Source organism: Delftia sp. JD2 (genome assembly GCF_001682645.1).
In the GTDB taxonomy this organism is placed as follows: Bacteria; Pseudomonadota; Gammaproteobacteria; order Burkholderiales; family Burkholderiaceae_C; genus Comamonas; species Comamonas acidovorans.
This window is the reverse complement of record NZ_LFJT01000048.1, coordinates 1-19,714: the sequence shown is the minus strand read 5'-3', so window position 1 is coordinate 19,714 and position 19,714 is coordinate 1. Positions and strand designations below refer to the sequence as shown.

22 protein-coding genes and 1 pseudogene are annotated in these 19,714 nt (G+C 64.6%); 17 read left to right on the top strand and 6 right to left on the bottom strand.

All coding sequences use genetic code 11. The annotated features are described in order from the left end of the window. The first annotated feature begins 8 nt into the window (after window positions 1-8). Entirely contained in the window at window positions 9-1,529 is a 1,521-nt protein-coding gene (locus tag ACM14_RS22125; protein ID WP_003090214.1) for a conjugal transfer protein TraG N-terminal domain-containing protein, read from the top strand. 11 nt (window positions 1,530-1,540) lie between these two features. On the opposite strand, the gene ACM14_RS22120 is transcribed toward ACM14_RS22125, so the two are convergent. From ACM14_RS22120 to ACM14_RS22110, 3 genes are all read right to left on the bottom strand, one after another. Continuing rightward, the gene (locus tag ACM14_RS22120; protein WP_003090216.1) at window positions 1,541-1,906 is read right to left on the bottom strand and encodes a DUF3742 family protein; all 366 of its coding nucleotides are present in this window, start codon (window positions 1,904-1,906) and stop codon (window positions 1,541-1,543) included. An 80-nt stretch (window positions 1,907-1,986) separates the two neighbouring features. Further along, entirely contained in the window at window positions 1,987-2,619 is a 633-nt protein-coding gene (locus tag ACM14_RS22115) for an RES family NAD+ phosphorylase (protein ID WP_003121528.1), read from the bottom strand. A gap of 12 nt (window positions 2,620-2,631) precedes the next feature. Further along, a complete protein-coding gene (locus tag ACM14_RS22110) occupies window positions 2,632-3,258 on the bottom strand; it encodes a hypothetical protein (RefSeq protein ID WP_003124463.1) in 627 nt (208 codons plus the stop codon). Window positions 3,259-3,571: 313 nt separating this feature from the next. Here ACM14_RS22110 and mobH point away from each other — a divergent pair, with 313 nt between their 5' ends. Next, the gene (gene mobH, locus ACM14_RS22105) at window positions 3,572-5,386 is read left to right on the top strand and encodes a MobH family relaxase (RefSeq protein WP_010791736.1); all 1,815 of its coding nucleotides are present in this window, start codon (window positions 3,572-3,574) and stop codon (window positions 5,384-5,386) included. On the opposite strand, the gene ACM14_RS32510 is transcribed toward mobH, so the two are convergent. After that, window positions 5,368-5,550 (bottom strand): MerR family DNA-binding transcriptional regulator, encoded by a 183-nt coding sequence (locus ACM14_RS32510; protein WP_255221297.1) that lies wholly within the window; start codon window positions 5,548-5,550, stop codon window positions 5,368-5,370. The genes mobH and ACM14_RS32510 overlap by 19 nt on opposite strands. A gap of 257 nt (window positions 5,551-5,807) precedes the next feature. Between ACM14_RS32510 and ACM14_RS22100 the strand changes: the two genes are divergently transcribed. Further along, the gene (locus ACM14_RS22100) at window positions 5,808-7,103 is read left to right on the top strand and encodes an ISL3 family transposase (RefSeq protein WP_006226034.1); all 1,296 of its coding nucleotides are present in this window, start codon (window positions 5,808-5,810) and stop codon (window positions 7,101-7,103) included. 36 nt (window positions 7,104-7,139) lie between these two features. On the opposite strand, the gene ACM14_RS22095 is transcribed toward ACM14_RS22100, so the two are convergent. After that, window positions 7,140-7,604 carry a hypothetical protein gene (locus tag ACM14_RS22095; RefSeq protein WP_010791737.1) on the bottom strand — a complete coding sequence of 155 codons (465 nt, stop codon included), beginning with the start codon at window positions 7,602-7,604 and terminating at the stop codon, window positions 7,140-7,142. A gap of 47 nt (window positions 7,605-7,651) precedes the next feature. On the opposite strand from ACM14_RS22095, the gene soxR reads away from it, so the two are divergent. Then, window positions 7,652-8,077: a redox-sensitive transcriptional activator SoxR gene (soxR, locus tag ACM14_RS22090; RefSeq protein WP_006226036.1), complete on the top strand. Its 426-nt coding sequence runs from the start codon at window positions 7,652-7,654 to the stop codon at window positions 8,075-8,077. A 234-nt stretch (window positions 8,078-8,311) separates the two neighbouring features. Here soxR and ACM14_RS22085 read toward each other — a convergent pair whose 3' ends face one another. Further along, window positions 8,312-8,734, bottom strand: a complete 423-nt coding sequence (locus ACM14_RS22085; protein ID WP_003090234.1) for a MerR family DNA-binding protein — start codon at window positions 8,732-8,734, stop codon at window positions 8,312-8,314. A 143-nt stretch (window positions 8,735-8,877) separates the two neighbouring features. On the opposite strand from ACM14_RS22085, the gene ACM14_RS32135 reads away from it, so the two are divergent. The 13 genes and pseudogenes from ACM14_RS32135 to ACM14_RS22025 all read left to right on the top strand — a co-directional run. Beyond that, on the top strand, window positions 8,878-9,312 hold the full coding sequence (locus ACM14_RS32135) for a hypothetical protein (RefSeq protein WP_079279895.1): 435 nt from the start codon (window positions 8,878-8,880) through the stop codon (window positions 9,310-9,312). A gap of 154 nt (window positions 9,313-9,466) precedes the next feature. After that, entirely contained in the window at window positions 9,467-9,868 is a 402-nt protein-coding gene (locus ACM14_RS22075; RefSeq protein ID WP_003090236.1) for a hypothetical protein, read from the top strand. Window positions 9,869-9,879: 11 nt separating this feature from the next. Continuing rightward, on the top strand, window positions 9,880-10,119 hold the full coding sequence (locus tag ACM14_RS22070; protein ID WP_006226037.1) for a DUF2933 domain-containing protein: 240 nt from the start codon (window positions 9,880-9,882) through the stop codon (window positions 10,117-10,119). Then, window positions 10,116-10,766: an isoprenylcysteine carboxylmethyltransferase family protein gene (locus tag ACM14_RS22065; protein ID WP_003090238.1), complete on the top strand. Its 651-nt coding sequence runs from the start codon at window positions 10,116-10,118 to the stop codon at window positions 10,764-10,766. Before ACM14_RS22070 ends, ACM14_RS22065 begins: the two co-directional genes overlap by 4 nt. Before the next feature lies 1 nt (window position 10,767). Then, window positions 10,768-10,926: a hypothetical protein gene (locus ACM14_RS32130; protein ID WP_010791738.1), complete on the top strand. Its 159-nt coding sequence runs from the start codon at window positions 10,768-10,770 to the stop codon at window positions 10,924-10,926. A 10-nt stretch (window positions 10,927-10,936) separates the two neighbouring features. After that, entirely contained in the window at window positions 10,937-11,800 is an 864-nt protein-coding gene (ppk2, locus tag ACM14_RS22060) for a polyphosphate kinase 2 (protein WP_003090242.1), read from the top strand. Window positions 11,801-11,832: 32 nt separating this feature from the next. Beyond that, complete coding sequence (locus ACM14_RS22055) at window positions 11,833-14,298, top strand: cation-translocating P-type ATPase (protein WP_006226038.1); 2,466 nt, start codon at window positions 11,833-11,835, stop codon at window positions 14,296-14,298. A 31-nt stretch (window positions 14,299-14,329) separates the two neighbouring features. After that, on the top strand, window positions 14,330-15,637 hold the full coding sequence (locus ACM14_RS22050; protein WP_006226039.1) for an MFS transporter: 1,308 nt from the start codon (window positions 14,330-14,332) through the stop codon (window positions 15,635-15,637). Continuing rightward, complete coding sequence (locus tag ACM14_RS22045; RefSeq protein WP_003090252.1) at window positions 15,634-16,245, top strand: LemA family protein; 612 nt, start codon at window positions 15,634-15,636, stop codon at window positions 16,243-16,245. The genes ACM14_RS22050 and ACM14_RS22045 overlap by 4 nt, the downstream gene beginning before the upstream one ends. A gap of 1 nt (window position 16,246) precedes the next feature. Further along, window positions 16,247-17,152: a YgcG family protein gene (locus ACM14_RS22040; RefSeq protein ID WP_023083479.1), complete on the top strand. Its 906-nt coding sequence runs from the start codon at window positions 16,247-16,249 to the stop codon at window positions 17,150-17,152. A gap of 1 nt (window position 17,153) precedes the next feature. Next, window positions 17,154-17,651, top strand: a complete 498-nt coding sequence (locus ACM14_RS22035) for a TPM domain-containing protein (RefSeq protein WP_023083478.1) — start codon at window positions 17,154-17,156, stop codon at window positions 17,649-17,651. Window positions 17,652-17,676: 25 nt separating this feature from the next. Continuing rightward, a complete protein-coding gene (locus ACM14_RS22030) occupies window positions 17,677-19,038 on the top strand; it encodes an MBL fold metallo-hydrolase (RefSeq protein ID WP_003090261.1) in 1,362 nt (453 codons plus the stop codon). Next, a pseudogene (locus ACM14_RS22025) lies at window positions 19,035-19,714 on the top strand (thymidine phosphorylase); the annotation flags it as partial. The gene ACM14_RS22030 and the pseudogene ACM14_RS22025, both read left to right, overlap by 4 nt.

Here is a 19,714-nt window from a genome sequence, read left to right as displayed (position 1 = left end):
TCGAGGCCATGACGCTTTTCACGACCGACTACCTGGAGTACTACCTAACCCTCGTGTCCTGGATCGTCAACAACGGCATCTGGGCGGTCCTCGTATCCAGCGGGGTATTCGCGCTGCCTTTCGTCGCCATCATCGTGCAGGAGTGGTTGAAGGCCCGTGCGGAAGGCGCCGACGAGGGCAACAAAGGCGTGCTGAGCGCCGCCCGCATCGAGAACCGGGTCTTCGTCGCCATCGTGGTGGTGATGTTCGCCGGCATTCCGTTCATCGACGTGGACCTGAACACCATCCAGTACGACAGCTCGCGCTCGGCCCAGTGCCAGGTCAGCGTGGCGCAGCCCGGGGATACCGGCTGGTCGCAGTCCTTCAGCACCATCAACAACCAGTCGGCGAAGGTGCCGGTGTGGTGGGCGTTCATGCACGCGCTCTCGCGCGCCGTCACGGGCGCTTCGGTGGCAGCGATCCCGTGCGGCACGGACCTGCGGCAGATGCGCATGGAGATCGACGCTACGCGCATCGATGACCCGGTGCTGGCTCAGGAAGTAGCGGATTTCTCGCGGGATTGCTATGGGCCTGCACGGGCCAAATTGTTCATGCAGCGCCCTCAGCTCGATGAGCAGCAGATGCACGACGTGACCTGGATCGGATCGCGGTTCTTCACCGACACGAACGGCTACTACGACACATACCGTTCCAGCACCCCACGCGAGGACTGGCCCTATGACAGCACCCGCGACGCAGGGCTTGCGCAGGTGGCCAGCGGTGGCGGCTACCCGACCTGCCGCCAGTGGTGGAGCGATGGAAGTAACGGCCTGCGGGCACGCCTGCTGGGTCAGGTGGACCCGAGCCTGTTGAGTCGCCTGGCGGGCTGGGCCGGGTTCCTGAGCCGGGCCGAGGTGGACGACTCGGTGATCCGAGCCATCGCGTCACCGCGGCAGCAGAAGTTGAACCAGGGCAGCGTCTATACGGACTACGGAGGCCAGATCGACAAGACCTTGCCGAACATCGTGACACGGGCCACGGGAGACGTTGGGATGGCCGTCGGCGCGATTGCCGCGTTTCCCGCCATGGACGTCGTGAGACAGTCTCTACCCATGGTCCTCGCCTTGCTCAAGATGGCGCTGGTCATCTGCATCCCGCTCGTGCTGGTCGTGGGCACCTATGACCTGAAGACGGTCGTCACGGTCAGCGTCGTGCAATTCGCGCTGTTCTTCGTGGATTTCTGGTTCCAGCTCGCTCGCTGGATCGACAGCACTATCCTCGATGCGCTCTATGGCTGGGGCTTTGGCTGGAACCGGCCACACACGAACTTCGACCCGCTGGTGGGGCTGAACAATGCGTTCGGCGACATGCTCTTGATGTTCGTCGCGGGCACGATGTTCCTGGTGCTGCCAGGATTCTGGCTGGCAAGCCTGACCTGGGTTGGAATTCGGGCGGGACATGCCATTCAGGGGTTGTCGGACGGCAGCAAGAGCGCCGGCCAAGCCGGGGGCAAGGGGGCTGGGGCACTCACGGGAGGCAAGCTGAAGTAGCCCGGAGTCCGTCAGTCGTCGGTGTACAACTCGTGCGACGTATCGTTGTACAGATTGGGATCGTAGCCCGGTGTCTTGCGCAGTTCTGTGAGATCGGTGAAAGGCCACTCGTCCTCGTCAGAGGTATTGGCAGCAGCAGCCCACGCCGCCGCCACGACGCCCAACAACACGAGTGCGAACCAAAAAGCAACGTAGAGCAGCAATCCCACCACAGACAGCTTGACCACCCACACGAGCGCGGTGGCAACGGCCGCCGGCACCCCCTTGGACACCAACCAGTTCGACGCCCGACGTTCGCCGCGCGCGTAGGCGCGCCATCCGCGGCCAAAGGTGCGGCCGAGGCGTTCTGCAGTGCTGATGCGGGTCGTGGTGTTCATGGTCGTCTCCTGCTACAGAGGCCTATTCCAGTTTGGTCCATTTCATTCTGTTTGGGGCTTCAATGTGCTCTCTTGCTGCTTCAGGACGCTTCGTCATCCGGTTCCACCGGGCCGGGGTCGGGTTCCACGCCGACGCGATACGTGGCAACGAAGCGCGGCCAGTCCACATGGTCCACCAGGTCGATGTCATCGACAACGCCAACCTTTGCTGCCGCACGCTCGAACAGGGCGATGCTCTTGGCGGGATAGTTGTTGCGCGACGGATAGAGCACCCCGTCGAACAGCGGCTGGCCGTCGTCTCCGAGCATCGCATGCACCTGCGCGGACACCTGCTGCGTGTGCGTGTAGTCGCGGCTGGCCAACTGTTCCAGGTTCAGGCCGAAGTAACCCGCCATGACACCCTCGGCCGTGAGATCGGCCAGCCGCACGTCGTCCAGGACGCCCACGGCGCGCAAGAGCCGGCTCTCGACTTCCTTCAGCGCGATCGAGCGCTTTTCATCCGCCAGCCACTGGTGCTTGTGAAACACCGACTCCATCAGCGCCGTGGGCAGGTCGCGGCCCAGGTAGAGCACGCCGTAGGTCCGCGCCGGGTCGTCGTAGCGATTGGTGCCGCTGCGGCCATAGTACAGCGGGCTGCCCCGATAGACGACGCGGCTCACATGCTGGAGCAGTTCACCCGCATCGATCAGGAACAAAGGCAGTTCGCGGCTCATGGCAGTCTTGCCTCAATGCACCTGGACGCCCAGCACGTTGAACACCGCTTCGGCCACGTCATCGATCGTGCCATGCGTCACCGTATCCACCGGCGAGCGTCCGCCCAAGCCTTCGAGCGGTTCGGACAGCGCGCGGTAGATCGTCCAGTGGTCGATGCCCTCGACCTCCTGAAGCACGGTTTGGGTCAACTGCTGCTTCACCGGGTCGAGCTGCCAGTCGGGCAGCTTCTGGCCGCGCGGCCCCACATTCAGCGCCAGCAGCCGGCGCGCGAGGATGTCCTTGTAGATCTGCTGGCGCGACTTGTCCGCCAGCTTGGCGTACTCGGGGATCGCCAGGTTGTGCGGCTGGTTGAAGGTTTCCAGCAGCGCAGCGCGGCCACGCTGGACGTCGGTTTCACTCGGCGCCCAGCGCGTCTCGGCGCGCAGCGCGCCCGCTTTGCGTGCCAGGGCCTCTTGCACCGTCTCCGCTTCCAGGCTGGCGGGCAGCTTCACCGCCTCCACACGCTCGTGGACGAACGCCTGCAACTCGGCCGCGAAAGCCGTGGCATCCCGGATTTCGACGGTATCCGCGAAGCGGCGCACATCCTCCACCGTGACGCGCGGCAGATGGTCGGCAATGAATTCAATGGCATTGGGCATGGTGATCTCCCAGGCAGGTTTGAGACAGGATTCACTCTAGTCTCCCTTGTCGCGTTTGTCAACTTTGTCGCCTTACGCACCTGCCTGGCGGAAGTGGCGTCCAGGCAGCATAGAGCCGCGACCGGCACCGGCTCGCTGTCCAATCCATTCCAGCGGGTTCCCCATTGACGCTGGAGCCGCACCCCATGCCCCGCTATACCGAAACGGTTAAAGGCCAAAGGGCCGAAACGGCAAGGGAATGGGGTGCAAGGGGAAAGGCCCTACCTCGAAAAGGCGAAAAGGCCTCCCGGCCGGCCCCCCAGAGGACACCCGCATGCTCTCCCTGTTCCAGCGAAAACGGCCCCCGGTCGCTGCCCCGTCGCCAGCGCCCGCCACCGACCTCCCGAAAGGGTTGCTGCGGCCCGAATCGGCCGCATCGCTGCTGGCAACACCGCGCCGGCAGAAGCTGCTGGAACACATCTGGCAGCGCACGTCGCTGTCGCGGCGGCAGTTCGCCACCCTATACCGCACGCCGCTGGAGCACTACGCCGAGTTGGTCCAACAATTCCCCGCATCGGAAAGCCATCACCACGCTTACCCCGGCGGCATGCTGGATCACGGGTTGGAGATCGTCGCCTATGCGCTCAAGCTGCGGCAGTCCCATCTGCTGCCCATTGGCGCCAGTCCCGAAGACCAGGCGGCGCAGTCTGAAGCCTGGACTGCCGCAGTCGCTTATGCCGCGCTGCTGCACGACATCGGCAAGATCGCCGTCGATCTGCACGTCGAACTGGCCGACGGCTCGCTGTGGCACCCCTGGCACGGCCCGCTGCACCAGCCATACCGCTTCCGCTACCGCGACGATCGAGAATATCGGCTCCACAGCGCTGCGACAGGTTTGCTCTACCGCCAACTCCTCGACCGTGATGCCCTGGACTGGCTCAGTGGCTATCCCGACCTGTGGGGACCGCTGCTCTACGTCCTGGCCGGCCAGTACGAGCACGCCGGCGTGCTGGGCGAACTTGTCGTACAGGCCGACCGCGCTTCCGTGGCCCAAGAGTTGGGAGGCGATCCCGCGCGCGCTATGGCCGCCCCCAAGCACGCGCTGCAACGCAAGCTGCTGGACGGGTTGCGCTACCTGCTCAAGGAAGAGTTGAAGCTGAACCAGCCCGAAGCCTCCGATGGCTGGCTCACCGAGGACGCCTTGTGGCTGGTGAGCAAGACGGTTTCGGACAAGCTACGTGCGCACCTGCTGTCAGAGGGCATCGATGGCATCCCTACGAACAACACTGCGGTGTTCAACGTGCTTCAGGACCACGGCATATTGCAGCCGACGTCGGACGGGAAGGCGGTCTGGCGCGCGACCGTGACCAGTGCGACCGGCTGGTCCCACTCATTTACCCTGCTGCGTCTAGCTCCCGCGCTGATCTGGGAAGCTGGCGAACGGCCAGCATCGTTTACCGGCACGGTGGCAATCGACGCTGCGGCAATCGAGAAGGATGCTGGCTCGGAGGCTGCCCCGCCTATGACTGCCGCGAAGCCTGTCTTGGAAGAACAGACGACGCCACCTTGGGAAGGCAGCAGCCCCGCTAACTTGGCTTCACCGCCCGCAGTTCAGCCCCTGCCTGACGTCATGGAAGACATGCTGGCGATGGTGGGCTCCGGACACCTCCTTGCGACGCGACAGGATGCAGAGCCCGTCCCGGCCTTCGCAACGAGTTCGCTGGTACTGCCTGTGCCAGCGTCTAAATCTTCGGCATCGACACAGCAGCCTTCGGGCGAGCACTTCATGGGCTGGCTTAGGCATGGCTTGCAGAGCCGAAAGCTGATTCTCAACGATGCCAAGGCACTGGTGCATACCGTGGACGACACGGTGTTCCTGGTAAGCCCTGGGGTGTTTCAGCGCTATGTCCAGGAGCATCCTCAAGTTCCAGCACTCGCCAAGCAGGATGCCGTTGTCGACTGGCAATGGGTCCAGAAGCGCTTCGAGAAGCTGCAGGTCCATCGCAAGCAGCCCAGCAGCTTAAACATCTGGACCTGCGAGGTCACCGGCCCGCGCAAGTCGCGCAAGCTGCATGGCTACTTACTCGATGACCCTGGCCAACTGTTCGATGAGCGGCCACCGAACAATCCCTACTTGAAACTGGCATAGGTGCTAGATACGGGCCCATAGAGGCACTGGTTGCCTGCCGTGCGCGTAGCATGGATCAACCTCTCTGCTTCATAGAAACGAACGTTGGACACGGTTACGCCGCCGAGGCTGGCGACGTCGCCAACAATTGGCACACGTTCCGTGGCAAAAGGCTTGGCGACCACCGTCGTCGGGGTGGCTGTTCGTACAGATCGTTGTTTCATCATCGTCTCGGCGTGGATCATGTACTGCAGCAAGCACGCCTGCAGCCTCTAGAGTCGAAGAAGTCGACTCGTCTCAAAGGGCCCCTCGTCGTTTCGTGTGGAAACCAACGGCGACAATCGGTGGTGGTCGTAGCGCCGTGTGGGCATGTGGGCAAGTCGCAGAGCGGCTTGTCCACATGCCCATGCGGCCTTGTAGTGCATGAACTGGAGGCTGTCTCGTGAGCGTTGGAGTTGAAACGCTGTTTGCCAGCGCGTTGGGTTTGGTTGCGCCGTGGGAGGTGGCCAAGGTGGATCTGGACACAGCCAAGCGGCGCATAGACTTTGAGGTGCGCTGCAACGCCAAGTTGCTCAGTTGCCCGCACTGCAACACCCCGGCGCAAGGCATCCATGACCGCCTTCGCCGCTCGTGGCGACACCTTGATTTTTTCCAGTTCGAAGCCTGGCTGCACGCCGATGTGCCGCGGGTGGCCTGCACTGGCTGCGGCAAGACCACGCAGGTGGGTGTGCCCTGGGCTCGCGAAGGCTCTGGCTTTACGGCGCTGTTTGAAGCCTTGGCGTTGTCGCTGTGCCGTGAGCTGCCGGTGCGGCAAGCCGCTGCACTGCTGCGTTGTGCCGACAAGCCCCTGTGGCGGCGCATTGAGTACTATGTTCAACAGGCCCGCGCAATCGACGACATGAGCGAGGTACGTACCGTGGGCATCGACGAGACAAGCCTGCGGCGTGGGCAGCACTACATCACTGTCGTGCACGATCTGGCTGCCAAGCGCCTGCTGTTTGCCACCGAAGGGCGCAGCCACCACTCCGTGTTGGACTTTGCCCAAGACCTCAAGGCCCATGGCGGCGATCCGGCTGTCGTGCATCACGTCTGTCAGGACATGAGTACTGCCTACACCAAGGGGGTGGGCTTGGCGCTGCCGGCAGCTGCCATCAGCTACGACCGCTTCCATGTCGTCAAGATGGCCATCGAGGCCATGGACGAAGTGCGACGAACCGAATGGCGCGATCAGCCCCATGCCGTGCACGCGGCCTTGGGCGGCACGGACCGCAAAGTGCTCAAGGGCCTGATGTGGGGCATGCGCAAGAACCCACCTGCCTGGAGCGGCCAACAGATCAGCGCCATGCACTGGCTGCAGCACTCCACGCTGAAATCTGCGCGGGCGTGGCGCCTGAAGATGGCCCTGCGCGAGGTCTATGGCGCAGCGCTCAAGCACAACGACCCCAGGCAGGCTCAGGCAGATCTGAGCGCCTGGTTGAGCTGGGCCACACGCTCGCGGCTGGAGCCCTTCAAGAAACTGGCCAAGACCTTGAAGACCCACTTCGCTGGCGTGATCAGCGGCATGCTGGACAACCGATCCAATGCCTTCGTCGAAGCCATGAACGGCCTGTTGCAGCAGGCCAAACGCGCCGCACGAGGCTTCCGAACGGCAGGCAACTTCATCGCCGTCGCATACCTTCGCATGTCCAAGCTGGCCCATCTGCCTGATCACCCATTCACCCCAGCCTCAGCAAAATGAAGCCGGGCGGTTCCACACAAAACGGCATAGAGCCTCTCAAAGCCGGGGGGTGCTGGTGGACAACAGCAAATCGAGGCGGTGTTCGACCAGCACCGCCTCGATGCTGCGCGGCGGCTGACCGGTCATCTGCTCGATGACACCGTCGGAGAACGGCGCCAGCCCGCGTTTGGACACCTCTTCGATGATCAGCGCCTCTCGCACCGTGGATTTCGGAAAGCCCGAGACCTGCAGATGCAGCGCCAGGGCTTCCTCACTGACGGGCACCAGGTCGATGCTGGCTCCGAAGATGATATTGATGCTGTTCACCAGCGCCTCGGCGGTGAGAGCCTGCGGGCCGGTGATCGCCAGCTCTCCGGGCGGAACAGGGTCCGCCCGCAGTACCGCCGCAGCGGTGCGCGCCACGTCCTCGCCCGCCACGTAAGGCAGTCTGCCTTGCGGCGCTGAGCAAAACCATTTCCCGCACCGAAGCGCCAGGATGATCCGCGGAAACAATCGCTCCATAGGCCAACTCACCCGCAAGACTGACAAGGCTAGGTTGCGAGCCTCGCATGACGGTTGGAGAGGTGTCACAGCGCAGCGGCCTGCCCGTATCCACGATCCACTTCTACGAGTCCAAGGGCCTGATCCAGAGCGAACGCACGTCCGGAAATCAGCGGAGATACTCGCCCGCTATCTTGAGGTATCTGGCCATCGTCAAAGTCGCGCAGCGGGCCGGACTATCGCTGGACGAAGTGCTCGACGCTCTCGGGCAGTATCAGCCGGGCGTTCATCTGACTGCTGCGCATTGGCGCCGTGTGGCGTCTAGGTGGCGTGAAGACCTTGACGACCGCATTACGCAGTTGATGCGGCTGCGGGACGAACTCGGGGGATGTATCGGGTGCGGTTGTCTCTCTCTCAAAGAGTGCCCGTTGCGTAATCCGGGCGACATACTCGCAGGCCAGGGGCCCGGTGCGCGTATCCTTGAGCGAGAATAGGCGGGACTTGTGAGATTGACAGTCGACTGAGTGGATCGCGCCGGCAGGGTCGACGTAGGGCGATGTATCCGCTACGCCGACCGCCGCAGTTCACGTCGTCTAAGTCGGCCGTGAGATTGCTGAAAATTCATTCGGCATTTTTGTGCAGCGAACAGTCCGCACGACCATTACCAACGAAGTGCGACAGGCCTCGTTCGCTTTCCTTGGGTCTCGTCTGTTCCTCACAGCGCGCAATCATTCGGACGTATTCAAAGGCCCCATGAGCGCAGCAATGATAGGGCAAGGAAGCGCCTCTCCCGTGTCTTCGCACCTCTCCAGCATGTCTCTCAGAGCGCCTCGCATGCGCTGAAGGTCGCCAACCTTCTCATCGATCTGGTCAAGGCGCCGCCGTGTCACCGTCTGAATAGCCCGGCGATTCCGCCCATCCTCCAGATCCAAGAGCGACTTCACCTCGTCCAGCGAGAACCCAAGGCTCTGAGCGCGCTTGATGAAGCCGATCCGCTGGATCATCGAAGCGGGGTAGCGCCGGAAGCTGCCGGCGTTCTTCGGGATCGGCAACAGGCCGCGTCCCTGGTAGTAGCGGATTGTCTCCACGCCGACGCCAGCGACCTTCGCCAGCCTGCCAACCGTCATCCAATCACCCAAACCTTCGTTCATCGAGCGATCCACTGTCTATTCACAAGCAACACAGAATAACGCAGTACCGCGTAGTTGACCCTTGCCTCCATTTGATCCAAGTCAATTTCCCGCAGCTCAGTTGGGAATAGGATCACAGGTGTCAATGGGTCAATAGGCCGCACATGCGCACACTTCTCAACCACCGCAGGATTCGCGCCATCGCGTGGATGGTGCTCGGGGTATGGCTGTTTGCGCTCGGGGCCGGGGTGGCCAATGCCTGCCTTCTGGAGTCTCCGCAGCAACATCGGCATGCTGTCGGGTATGAGCATGTCCCATCGTCCGGGCATGGAAATCATGAAGGCCTCCATGGTGAGCACGAAGAAGGTTCCCACGACCCGTCGAAGGCCCCGTGCCTGAAGCTCTGCGGCGACGTCAACCAGTCCGCCATTCAGAAAGCACCAACCTTCGCGTTCGACCTCGTCGGTTTGGCGCCTCCCGCCTATGGAGACCAGCTGCTGGCTCCGACGTTGGCTCTGCGAGCCATCCCATCGAGGGGTCACCAGCGACCACCTCCCAAGCGGCCGTCGTGGCTGCTGTTCGAGCGTCTCGCGCTGTAGCGCCTCCTTTGAGTTGCCGTGTCGGTCACACCCGGCGCACAACTCATAAGCCTTGACTCTGTACCCGACTACGGAGTTTTCATAGGGCTTTGTCCGCTTGCGGCGACATCGGTTTCGCCCCAATGGCAGGCACCCGCGGCTAAAGGAGAGAGAAATGAAATTCACGCATTCGATCGCGGCCATCGTTGGCGCCGCACTGGTCACCTTGTCTGCGTTCGCGCAGGACAACCATCAGGCCCATCACCCCGCAGGTGCGAGTCCGACCGCGGCCGAGACGCCAAGGGCGCCGACCACCGAGGGCATGGATGCGCAACTGAAGTCGATGCAGGCCATGCACGAACGGATGGTGGCTGCGAAGACGCCTGCGCAGCGCAAGGCGCTCATGGCCGAACACATGCAGGCCATGCGGGCTGGCATGGCGATGATGGGCGCAATGAAGGATGGAGCCGAGTCGGCGCCGACAGCTGAGCGGCAGCAAATGCTCGAAATGCGCATGGACATGTGCCAGTCCATGATGCAGATGATGATGGACCGGATGCCTGAGCCGGCGAAGTGAGGAGGACGACCATGACAACTTCTCACCGCACCGGTCCAAGGTTTTCGCGCTCGCGATGGTTCCTGGGCTTTCTGGTCTTCCTGGCCGTGAGCATCTACATGCTGCTGACGGAACACCGCGGGCACTACCTGGCCGCGCTGCCACTGGTCCTCCTGGCGACTTGCGTCATCGCTCATGTGCTGATGCATCGCCATGCCGTACCAGGCGACGGTAGCAAGGCGAATCCATCGTACCCGGGAGAGCGCAAATGAACCACGATGCGCCCGCTTATGGGCTTTGGCTGCTCGTCCTCGTGAACTCGGCGGTCTTCATCATGTTCGCCTTCAGCTTCTTCAAACCGCAGACCTCGCGCGACTGGAGAACCTTCGGGACATTCGCAGCGTTCATTGTTGCCTTGTTCGTCGAGATGTACGGCTTTCCGCTGACGCTGTACGTGCTGTCCGGCTGGCTTCAGACCAAGTATCCCAGTCTGGACTTGCTGTCGCACAACAGCGGCCATCTCTGGTCGACCCTGCTGGGCGAGAGCGGCGACCCTCACTTCAGCCCGCTTCATATCGCGAGCTACATCTTCATCGGGGGCGGCTTCTGGCTTCTGTCGAGCGCCTGGACGGTGCTCTACCACGCGCAACGGCACGCCCAACTTGCCGTGAGCGGCCCATACGCCAGGATTCGGCACCCGCAGTATGTGGCCTTCGTGGCGATCCTTTTCGGCTTTCTGCTGCAGTGGCCGACGCTGTTGACGCTGCTGATGTTCCCCTTCCTCGTCGTGATGTATTCGAGGCTGGCTGTCAACGAGGAGAAGGACATGCGCAAGCAGTTCGGCGCCGAGTTCGACGCCTATGCCGCGCGCACGCCGCGCTTCCTTCCCTCCCTCTCGGACACGCGCCAGCGAGGCTGACATGAAGAAGACCCGCTGGCGTCAGCGCATCAATCGACCGTACCTGGCTGCAGCCTACGGACAAGGCGATGGCTGCGGCTCCCGCTCGGATGCGGACATGAGCGCCGCGCCCCGCCGGGCGTCGACACACGCAATGCTGATCGCCTGCGACCAGACCTAACGGAGAACCCATGGCAAAGAACAAGAAGGGCGCCAAAGGCGCCAAGCACAAGGCCGATGTGGACGGCACCGGCACTGCCCACGGCTCAGCGCGCGACGAGACAGCGACACGCTCGATCGGCCGCGAGGACTACGAAGCACAGTTGCACATGCTGCAGATCGAACTGGTGAAACTGCAGCGGCATTTCATCAAATGCAACGACCGTATCCTGATCCTCTTGGAGGGAAGGGACGGCGCAGGCAAGGACGGCAGCATCAAGCGGCTGGTCGAACACCTGAGTCCTCGGGAAACACGGGTCGTCGCGCTAGGAAAGCCCTCCGACCGGGATCGCACGGGCTGGTACTTCCAGCGCTACGTCCCGCACCTGCCAGTTGGCGAAGAGCTCGTGGTGTTCAACCGCAGTTGGTACAACCGTGCGGGCGTGGAACCGGTGATGGGCTTCTGTACCGCCGAGGAGCACGAGGAATTCATGAACTCAGTGCCCAAGTTCGAGGAGATGCTGGTCAACTCCGGTATCAAGCTGCTGAAGTATTACCTCGACATCGGCAAGAAGGAGCAGAGCCGCCGGCTCGGGGAACGCCGCCGTGATCCCCTCAAACAGTGGAAGTCGAGCCCGGTGGATGCCGTCGCGCTGAAGCACTGGGACGGCTATACACGGGCGCGCGACGAGATGTTCATGCGCACCCATACGGCCGCGGCGCCCTGGTCTGTCGTGCACGCCGACAACAAACGGTTGGCGAGGCTCAACCTGATCAGAGACATCCTCTCCCGGCTGCATTACGCCGGCAAGAAGCACAAGGTCATCGCTCCCGACCGGGAGATCGTCTTCGAGTTCTCGCAGGACTGCCTGGACTCGGGCCGACTCGCTCGTTGAGACCACGAACACAGCGAACAGGAAGAACAGCCATGAAGTCGATCAACGTTGAAGTCGGAGGGCTCGTATCGAGCCTGAGCGCGGAGGGAGTACGCCGCAAGCTGCTGCAGCTTCCCGGCGTCCATCATGCAGATGTCAACTATGTTGCGGGAAGCGCAACGGTCCATCTCGATGAGGGACAACTCAGTGTCGAGGATCTGCGCCAGCGCATCGCCGAATGCGGCTATCACTGCCGTGGCGAGCAGACGCCCAAGCACGTGTGCGCGCCCGCCGCTGGCGTCTCTGCCGACCCCAGCCATGCGGTGCACGGCCATCACGGCGCACCCGCACGTCAGGCGCAAGAGATGGGGCATGAGGGGCACCACGCGCATGCCCCCGCCACGGCCGCACGCGCGAAGGCTGCGGCCACGACGCCCGCCGCCCATGCTGCGCACCAGGCCCACGCAGGCGACCCTGCGATGGACGACATGATGCACGACATGGGCCACGGGTCGGGCTCGATGCAGGACATGGCTCGGGACATGCGCAATCGCTTCTTCGTGGCCCTGGTCTTCGCCATTCCCGTGTTCTTCTATTCCCCGATGGGGAAGATGTTCGGCGACTTCCAGACGCCGTTCGGGCTGGACGACAAGCTCTTTCTTTTCTTCCTCGCAAGTGCCGCGATCATCTATCCAGGTTGGCCTTTCTACGTGGCGGCGTGGCGCGCGCTGCGCAACGGCGTCGCCAACATGGCCACGTTGGTCGTGCTGTCGGTGGGCACCGGCTACCTGTTCAGCATCGGCGCGACCTTCTTCTACGAGGGTGAGGTGTTCTATGAAGCGGCATCGGTGCTGCTGGTCTTCATCCTGCTGGGGCACTGGCTGGAGATGCGCGCCCGCGCGGGCGCATCCGACGCGATTCGCGCGTTGATGGATCTCGCCCCACCCATGGCCACGGTCGTGCGCAACGGGGTGGAGACCAAGGTACCGACCGCCGAGGTTGCAGCCGGGGAACTGGTCGTGATCAAGCCCGGCGACAAGATCCCGGTGGATGGCGAGATCGTCGAGGGCGCGTCGCAAGTGGACGAGTCGATGCTGACGGGCGAGTCCATGCCGGTCAAGAAGGGCGTGGGCAGCACCGTCGTAGGCGCCAGCATCAACAAGAGCGGGAGCTTTCGCTACAAGGCCACGAAGGTCGGCGCGGACACGGCCTTGGCGCAGATTGTCAAGCTGGTCCAGGAGGCCCAGAACTCGAAGGCCCCCGGCCAGCTGCTGGCCGACCACGCATCCCAGTGGCTGGTGCTGGCGGCGATCGTGATTGGCCTGCTGACCTTCAGCGTCTGGTACTGGGTGATGGGACAGACATTACTGTTCGCACTCACCTTGACCATCACCGTGTTCGTGATCGCATGCCCTGATGCGCTGGGGCTGGCCACCCCGATGGCCATCATGGTCGGGACCGGGCTGGGCGCAATGAACGGCATTCTCTTCAAGAATGCGGCCGCATTGGAGAACGCCACCAAGTTGACGGTCGTGGTGTTCGACAAGACCGGCACCTTGACACTGGGGCAGCCCGATGTCGTCGAGATGGTGGCCGCGCCCGGTGTCGAGGAGACGCGGCTTCTGGCGACGGCCGCCGCGGTGGAGAAGTTCTCCGAGCACCCCCTCGCGCTCGCAGTGCTCAAGCGTGCGGGAGACATGCCGACGGAGGTCACCGAGAACTTCACCAACATCGATGGGCAAGGCGCACGGGCCACTATCGGGGGCGAGACGGTGCTCCTGGGCAACCGGCTGCTGATGCAGTCGGAACAGGTGGATCTGGCTCCCCTTGCCAGCGAGGCGGCGCGGCTGCAAGGCGGGGGGCGCACTGTGGTCCACGTCGCGCGCGGTGGCCGGCTGATCGGCCTCATCGCGATCGCCGATGCCGTGCGGCCGACCTCGCGCGAGACGATCGCCAAGCTGCAGGCACGCGGCGTGAAGGTCGCGATGCTGACCGGCGACAACCAGGCGACCGCCGAGCGCATCGGCAAGGAACTGGGCATCGACATCGTGCTTGCGGATGTGTTGCCCGGGCAGAAGGCCTCCAAGATCAAGGAACTGCAGCAGCAGGGTCACAAGGTCGGCATGGTCGGCGACGGCATCAACGACGCTCCGGCGCTGACGCAGGCCGACGTGGGCTTTGCGATTGGCGCGGGGACGGACGTTGCGATGGAAAGCGCCCAGGTGGTGTTGATGAAGAGTGACCCCTACGACGTGGTCGGGGCCATCGAACTGTCCCGGGCGACGCTGCGCAAGATGCACCAGAACCTCTGGTGGGCCGTGGCCTACAACGTGATCGCCTTCCCGCTGGCGGCCGGGGTGCTGTATCCGTTCACCTTGTCGCCCGAGGTCGCTGCATTGTCCATGTCGGGCAGTTCCGCGATCGTCGCGATCAATGCGCTGATGCTCAAGCGCACGCGCCTGCCGGGGATCAAGCGCGTGACGTCGCGTGCCAGTGTCCCAGCGGCCGCGTCAGCCTGAGCGGCGGGCCACCATGGTAGAGAGCCGCGCCATGCGATCACCGCGCGAATCCGGGCCCACCCGCCAGCAAGACCTCGGCGTCGCGCAGCTGGGTTGGCTCGCTGCGGCCGTATTCGTCGTCTCGGCCGGATATGGGGCACTGATGCCCTTGATCCCCGACTGGCTGCGGCCCTTGATGGGCGACGCGGATCCTGCGGCGCTTGCGCGCCATGTCGGCTACCTCAGCGGCATCTACACGGCGGGCATCCTGCTGGGTGCGCCCCTGTGGGGCATGCTGGCGGACAGGCTGGGGCGTGCCCGCGTGTTGCTGGTGGGCCTGATCGGCTACGTGGCCAGCCTGCTCCCGCTGCTGCGCCCCGAGTCCCTGGGCGTGGTCGGCATCTATGCGCTGCGCGGCGCGACGGGCTTTTTTGTGGCCGCGGTCGTGCCGGTGGTGCCGGCGCTCGTCGCGCAGTACACCCCAGAATCGATTCGCGCCAGGCGCTTTGCATGGCTGGGTGCGATGTCGCTGCTCGGGTTCCTGTTCGGCCCCGGCCTGAACGCCGCTGCAGAACGGCTTGTCGGCCTGGGCTTCTTGAGCGTGCTGGTACAGGGCTCATCGACCACGCTCGTGATCGCACTCTCGGCCGCGCTCGGCGCGCTGATGATGCTGGGCCTGGCCGCAACGCTTCCCGCACCTTCCTCCCTTGGAGAGGCGGACGCAGCCGATCACGACGGAGCACCCCGGAGCCGCTCCCTGGCGCTCTGGATTCTCAACGGTGTGATCATGTTCGTGCTTGCCGGCTTTGAACTCGGCATCGTGCTGCAGGGCCAGCGCCACCCCGATCTCTCCTCCCGAGAGGTGTCGTTGATGTTCGCCGAGTGCAGTCTGGTGATGCTGGGCGTCAACGCGGTGCTGTTCTTCACCGGCCTGCTGGAGCGCGCCGACCCACGCCGCGTACTGGCCTGCGGCATGGTCCTGGGCATCGCCGGGCTCCTGATGCTGGCCCGCCATGGCAGCGAGATGTGGCTGTACGTCGGCGTGAGTTTCACGGCTGCGGGCACGGGTCTCGTGCTCCCCACCCTGGCCTACCTCGCTGCCGGCACCTCGGCGCGGCGGCTCGGTATCGCGATGGGAGGGCTCGCCGCGGCAGCCGGCCTCGGACAAACACTGGGATCGGCCGCCACCGGATGGCTATTCGGCGCTGTGATGCAGAGCACCTTTGCGTGGCTGTCGATTCCACTGGCCGCCACCCTCGCGCTGCTGCTCATTCCGCGGCATTGGTGGCCAGCCAACCCCGTCCTGGTGAGCGCTTCACCGTCCCGCACTTTTCTCACTTCCACGGAAACCGAACCATGAGACTGATCCTGATGTCCCTGCTCGCAGCGCTTGCCCTGTCGCTGAGCGGATGCGGCTACAACGACTTCCAGCGGCTGGACGAGCAGACCAAGTCCGCCTGGTCCGAGGTGCTGAACCAGTACCAGCGGCGCGCCGACCTGATCCCCAACATCGTCGCGACCGTCAAGGGCGAGACCAACTTCGAGCAGGAGACGCTGACCCGGGTGGTCGAGGCCCGCGCGAAGGCGACCTCGATCCAGGCCACGCCGGAACTCGTCAACAACCCCGAGGCGTTCCAGAAGTTCCAGGCGGCACAGAGCGAACTGTCCGGCGCGCTGAGCCGGCTGCTGGTGGTGAGCGAGAACTACCCGCAACTCAAGGCGAACCAGGCTTTTCAAGACCTGCGTGCCCAACTTGAGGGCACGGAGAACCGCATCACCGTGGCGCGTGGGCGCTACGTGAAGGCGGTGCAGGATTACAACGTGCTCACGCGCAGCTTCCCGACCAACATCACGGCCAAGCTGTTCAGCTACGTCGTCAAGCCCAATTTCTCGGTCGCCGACGAGAAGGCCATGGCGGCGCCGCCACAGGTCGATTTCGGCGCCTCGGCGCCGGCGGCGCGCCCCTGACATGAGAACGCCCAGAACAGTGGTGCTCTCTCCGGCGGCCCCTCTTCGGCTGGCCCACGCTCTGGCCTGGCTGCTGCTGAGCCTGTTCCTTTCGGTCGCGTCCGCGCAGGAGTTGGTCGCCGTTCCTCCGCTGCAGGCGCGCGTCACCGATCTCACGGGAACGCTCGCCGCCGATCGTGTCGCCGCGCTGGATGCGCAGCTTCGGGCCTTCGAGCAACGCAAGGGCGTGCAGATCGCCGTGCTGATGGTCCGCTCGACGCGGCCCGAACCCGTCGAGCAGTACGCCCTGCGGGTGGTAGAGCAATGGAAGCTCGGCCGTCGCAAGGTGGACGACGGCGCGTTGCTCCTGGTGGCCAAGGACGACCGCACCGTGCGCATCGAAGTCGGATACGGCATCGAGGGTGCGCTGAGCGACGTGGTATCGCGGCGCATCATCGACGAGGTGATCACGCCGCGCCTGCGCCAGGGCGATTTCGACGGCGGCATCGCCGCAGGCGCCGAACAGATCATGCGGGTGATCGATGGCGAGGCCCTGCCTGCGGCGGACCCACGGCGGCAGGGGCAGACCAACGACATCGGGCAGGCCTGGCCCTTCCTGTTCGTCGCGGCCCTGATGCTGGGCGGAGTGCTACGCAACGCCCTCGGCCGCCTTCCAGGCTCCCTGGTCACGGCTGGCGTGCTGGGTGCCGCTGCGTGGCAGTTGGTGGGCACCTTCGCGGTGGCCGCGGTGGCTGGACTGGCGGGATTCCTCGTCACGCTGCTGGGCATCGGCATGGGTGGCCACGGCGGCATGCACGGGCGCCACCGGGGAGGCGGCTGGCCGGGCGGAGGATTGGGCGGTGGTGGCGGTGGATTCCGCGGCGGCGGCGGCGGCTTCGGTGGCGGCGGCGCGTCAGGACGGTGGTGAGATGAACATGCAACGACTTCTTCGCCACCTTGCGACCACGGATCGCGCAGTCCGCCGCGCCTTCCCCCCGTGCGCGCTGGATGCGATCGAGCAGGCCATCCGCACGGGAGAGTTCCAGCATGGGGGCCAGCTGCGCTTCGTGGTCGAGGGTGCGCTGGACGGATCGCCACTGTGGCGCAACCAATCGCCGGGCGAGCGGGCGCTGGACCTGTTCGCACGCCTGGGTGTGTGGGATACGGCGCACAACAGCGGCGTCCTGATCTACGTGCTGCTGGCCGACCGGGCCGTGGAGATCGTGGCCGATCGCGGCATCCATGCCTGTTGCGGTGCCGAAAGGTGGTCGGCTGTGTGCCAGCGCATGGAAGCCCAGTTTGCGCAGGGACGCTTCGAGGCCGGAGCCCTGGAAGGCATCGTGGCCGTCAGCCACCTGCTGGTGCAGCACTTTCCGCGGGGCGCGGACCACGGCAACGAGTTGCCGGATCGGCCGGTCCTTCTTTGAACGACAACATCCTTGGAGACCTACCATGCAACTTCAATTTCTGGGTGCCACCGGCACCGTGACCGGTTCCAAATACCTGCTGCGCCATGGCGACGCGACCATTCTGGTGGACTGCGGCCTGTTCCAGGGATTCAAGCAGCTGCGCCTGCGCAACTGGGAGCCGCTGCCGGTCGCGCCCAAGACCGTCGACGCGGTCGTGCTCACCCACGCCCACATCGACCACAGCGGCTACCTGCCACTGCTGGCGCGACAAGGCTTTCGCGGCCGGGTTTACTGCACGTCCGCGACGCACGAGCTGTGCAAGATCCTGCTCACCGACAGCGGCCATCTGCAGGAGGAAGAGGCGAAGTTCGCCAACCGGCACGGTTTCTCCAAACACCAGCCCGCGCTGCCGCTGTACACCCGTGAGGACGCCGAGCGCTGCCTGAAGCTGTTCGCGCCACGTCCGTTCTCTCAGGACTTCGAGGCGCTGCCCGGACTCACCGCGCGGTTGACGCCTTCCGGGCACATGCTCGGCTCGGCCTTCGTGCACCTCAACGACGGCCGGCGATCCGTGCTCTTCTCCGGCGACATCGGCCGGCCCAACGACCCGGTGCTGCGCCCGCCGGTGCAGGTCCCCGGCGCCGACTACCTGCTGGTGGAATCCACCTACGGCAACCGCAAGCATGAAGCGTCCGACGCACTGGCGCAGCTGGAGACTGTCATCAACAAGACGGCCGCCCGTGGAGGGGTCGTGGTCATCCCAGCGTTCGCTGTCGGCCGAGCGCAGAGCCTGATGTACGGCATCTACCAGCTCAAGAAGCAAGGGCGCATCCACCAGCACCTGCCCGTGTACCTGGACAGCCCGATGGCCATCGATGCCACACGGCTGTACCACGCCCATCGCGACGAGCACCGGCTCTCGCCCGAGGAATGCGAGGGCATGTGCCATGCCGCGAAGATCGTCAACAAGGTCGAGGAGTCCAAGGCGCTCAGCGCCGGTCGTGGACCGATGGTCATCATCTCCGCCAGTGGCATGGCCACGGGAGGACGCGTGGTGCACCACCTCAAGTCATTCGCGCCCGACCATCGCAACACCATCCTGTTCGCCGGCTACCAGGCGGGCGGCACCCGTGGCGCCGCGATCGTGCACGGCGCGTCCACCGTCCGCATCCATGGCCAGGACGTGCCGATCCGCGCCGAGGTGGCCTCGCTCGACAACCTTTCCGCCCACGCCGATGCCGACGAGATCCTCGCGTGGATGCGCGGCTTCACGCAAACACCGCGCCGAACCTTCGTGACCCACGGCGAGCCGGAGGCGGCCGATGCGCTGCGCGCGCGGATCGACCATGAACTGGGCTGGTCGGTTGCCGTGCCCGAGTACCTGCAGACGGTGGATCTGGTATGACGGCGCACCTGCACGAGACCGGCACCGGCACCGGCACCGGAGAGGATGGCGTGAACACGCTGCAGGCGTGGCGCACCGGCATCGACACCCATCAGGAGCCGGTGGTCTACATGCGGCGCGACTGCCCTGTCTGCCAGTCGGAGGGTTTCACGACCCAGGCGCGCGTGCAGCTGACGGCCGGCCGCCGCAGCATCGTGGCGACGCTCAGCGTCGTCGATGGGGATTGGCTGGCCGAGAACGTCGCTGGCCTGTCCGAATCGGCATGGGCGTCGCTGGGGGCGCAGCCGGGCCAGCTGGTCACGGTGACCCATGCACCGCCGCTGGATTCGCTCAGCCATGTCCGAGCCAAGGTCTACGGCAATGCCCTGGGCGATGCCGAGTTCAGCGCCATCATCTCCGACGTCGCGGCGGGCCATTACTCTGACCTGCATCTGGCCACCTTCATCACCGCCTGCGCCGGCGATCGCCTGGACCTCGCGGAGACCGTCTCGCTCACGAAAGCCATGATTGGCGTCGGTGACCGCATCGATTGGGGGCGCCCGCTGGTGGTGGACAAGCATTGCGTCGGCGGCCTGCCCGGCAACCGCACGACCCTGCTCGTGGTGCCCATCGTGGCCGCCTGCGGCCTCACGATGCCCAAGACCTCCTCGCGCGCCATCACCTCGCCGGCCGGGAC

Excerpts from the sequence above, each read along its gene's own strand:
- ACM14_RS22125 (WP_003090214.1), top strand. The coding sequence starts at position 9 with ATGACGCTTTTCACGACCGACTACCTGGAGTACTACCTAACCCTCGTG.
- ACM14_RS22120 (WP_003090216.1), bottom strand. The coding sequence starts at position 1,906 with ATGAACACCACGACCCGCATCAGCACTGCAGAACGCCTCGGCCGCACC.
- ACM14_RS22115 (WP_003121528.1), bottom strand. The coding sequence starts at position 2,619 with ATGAGCCGCGAACTGCCTTTGTTCCTGATCGATGCGGGTGAACTGCTC.
- ACM14_RS22110 (WP_003124463.1), bottom strand. The coding sequence starts at position 3,258 with ATGCCCAATGCCATTGAATTCATTGCCGACCATCTGCCGCGCGTCACG.
- mobH (WP_010791736.1), top strand. The coding sequence starts at position 3,572 with ATGCTCTCCCTGTTCCAGCGAAAACGGCCCCCGGTCGCTGCCCCGTCG.
- ACM14_RS22095 (WP_010791737.1), bottom strand. The coding sequence starts at position 7,604 with ATGGAGCGATTGTTTCCGCGGATCATCCTGGCGCTTCGGTGCGGGAAA.
- soxR (WP_006226036.1), top strand. The coding sequence starts at position 7,652 with ATGACGGTTGGAGAGGTGTCACAGCGCAGCGGCCTGCCCGTATCCACG.
- ACM14_RS22085 (WP_003090234.1), bottom strand. The coding sequence starts at position 8,734 with ATGAACGAAGGTTTGGGTGATTGGATGACGGTTGGCAGGCTGGCGAAG.
- ACM14_RS32135 (WP_079279895.1), top strand. The coding sequence starts at position 8,878 with ATGCGCACACTTCTCAACCACCGCAGGATTCGCGCCATCGCGTGGATG.
- ACM14_RS22075 (WP_003090236.1), top strand. The coding sequence starts at position 9,467 with ATGAAATTCACGCATTCGATCGCGGCCATCGTTGGCGCCGCACTGGTC.
- ACM14_RS22070 (WP_006226037.1), top strand. The coding sequence starts at position 9,880 with ATGACAACTTCTCACCGCACCGGTCCAAGGTTTTCGCGCTCGCGATGG.
- ACM14_RS22065 (WP_003090238.1), top strand. The coding sequence starts at position 10,116 with ATGAACCACGATGCGCCCGCTTATGGGCTTTGGCTGCTCGTCCTCGTG.
- ACM14_RS32130 (WP_010791738.1), top strand. The coding sequence starts at position 10,768 with ATGAAGAAGACCCGCTGGCGTCAGCGCATCAATCGACCGTACCTGGCT.
- ppk2 (WP_003090242.1), top strand. The coding sequence starts at position 10,937 with ATGGCAAAGAACAAGAAGGGCGCCAAAGGCGCCAAGCACAAGGCCGAT.
- ACM14_RS22055 (WP_006226038.1), top strand. The coding sequence starts at position 11,833 with ATGAAGTCGATCAACGTTGAAGTCGGAGGGCTCGTATCGAGCCTGAGC.
- ACM14_RS22050 (WP_006226039.1), top strand. The coding sequence starts at position 14,330 with ATGCGATCACCGCGCGAATCCGGGCCCACCCGCCAGCAAGACCTCGGC.
- ACM14_RS22045 (WP_003090252.1), top strand. The coding sequence starts at position 15,634 with ATGAGACTGATCCTGATGTCCCTGCTCGCAGCGCTTGCCCTGTCGCTG.
- ACM14_RS22040 (WP_023083479.1), top strand. The coding sequence starts at position 16,247 with ATGAGAACGCCCAGAACAGTGGTGCTCTCTCCGGCGGCCCCTCTTCGG.
- ACM14_RS22035 (WP_023083478.1), top strand. The coding sequence starts at position 17,154 with ATGAACATGCAACGACTTCTTCGCCACCTTGCGACCACGGATCGCGCA.
- ACM14_RS22030 (WP_003090261.1), top strand. The coding sequence starts at position 17,677 with ATGCAACTTCAATTTCTGGGTGCCACCGGCACCGTGACCGGTTCCAAA.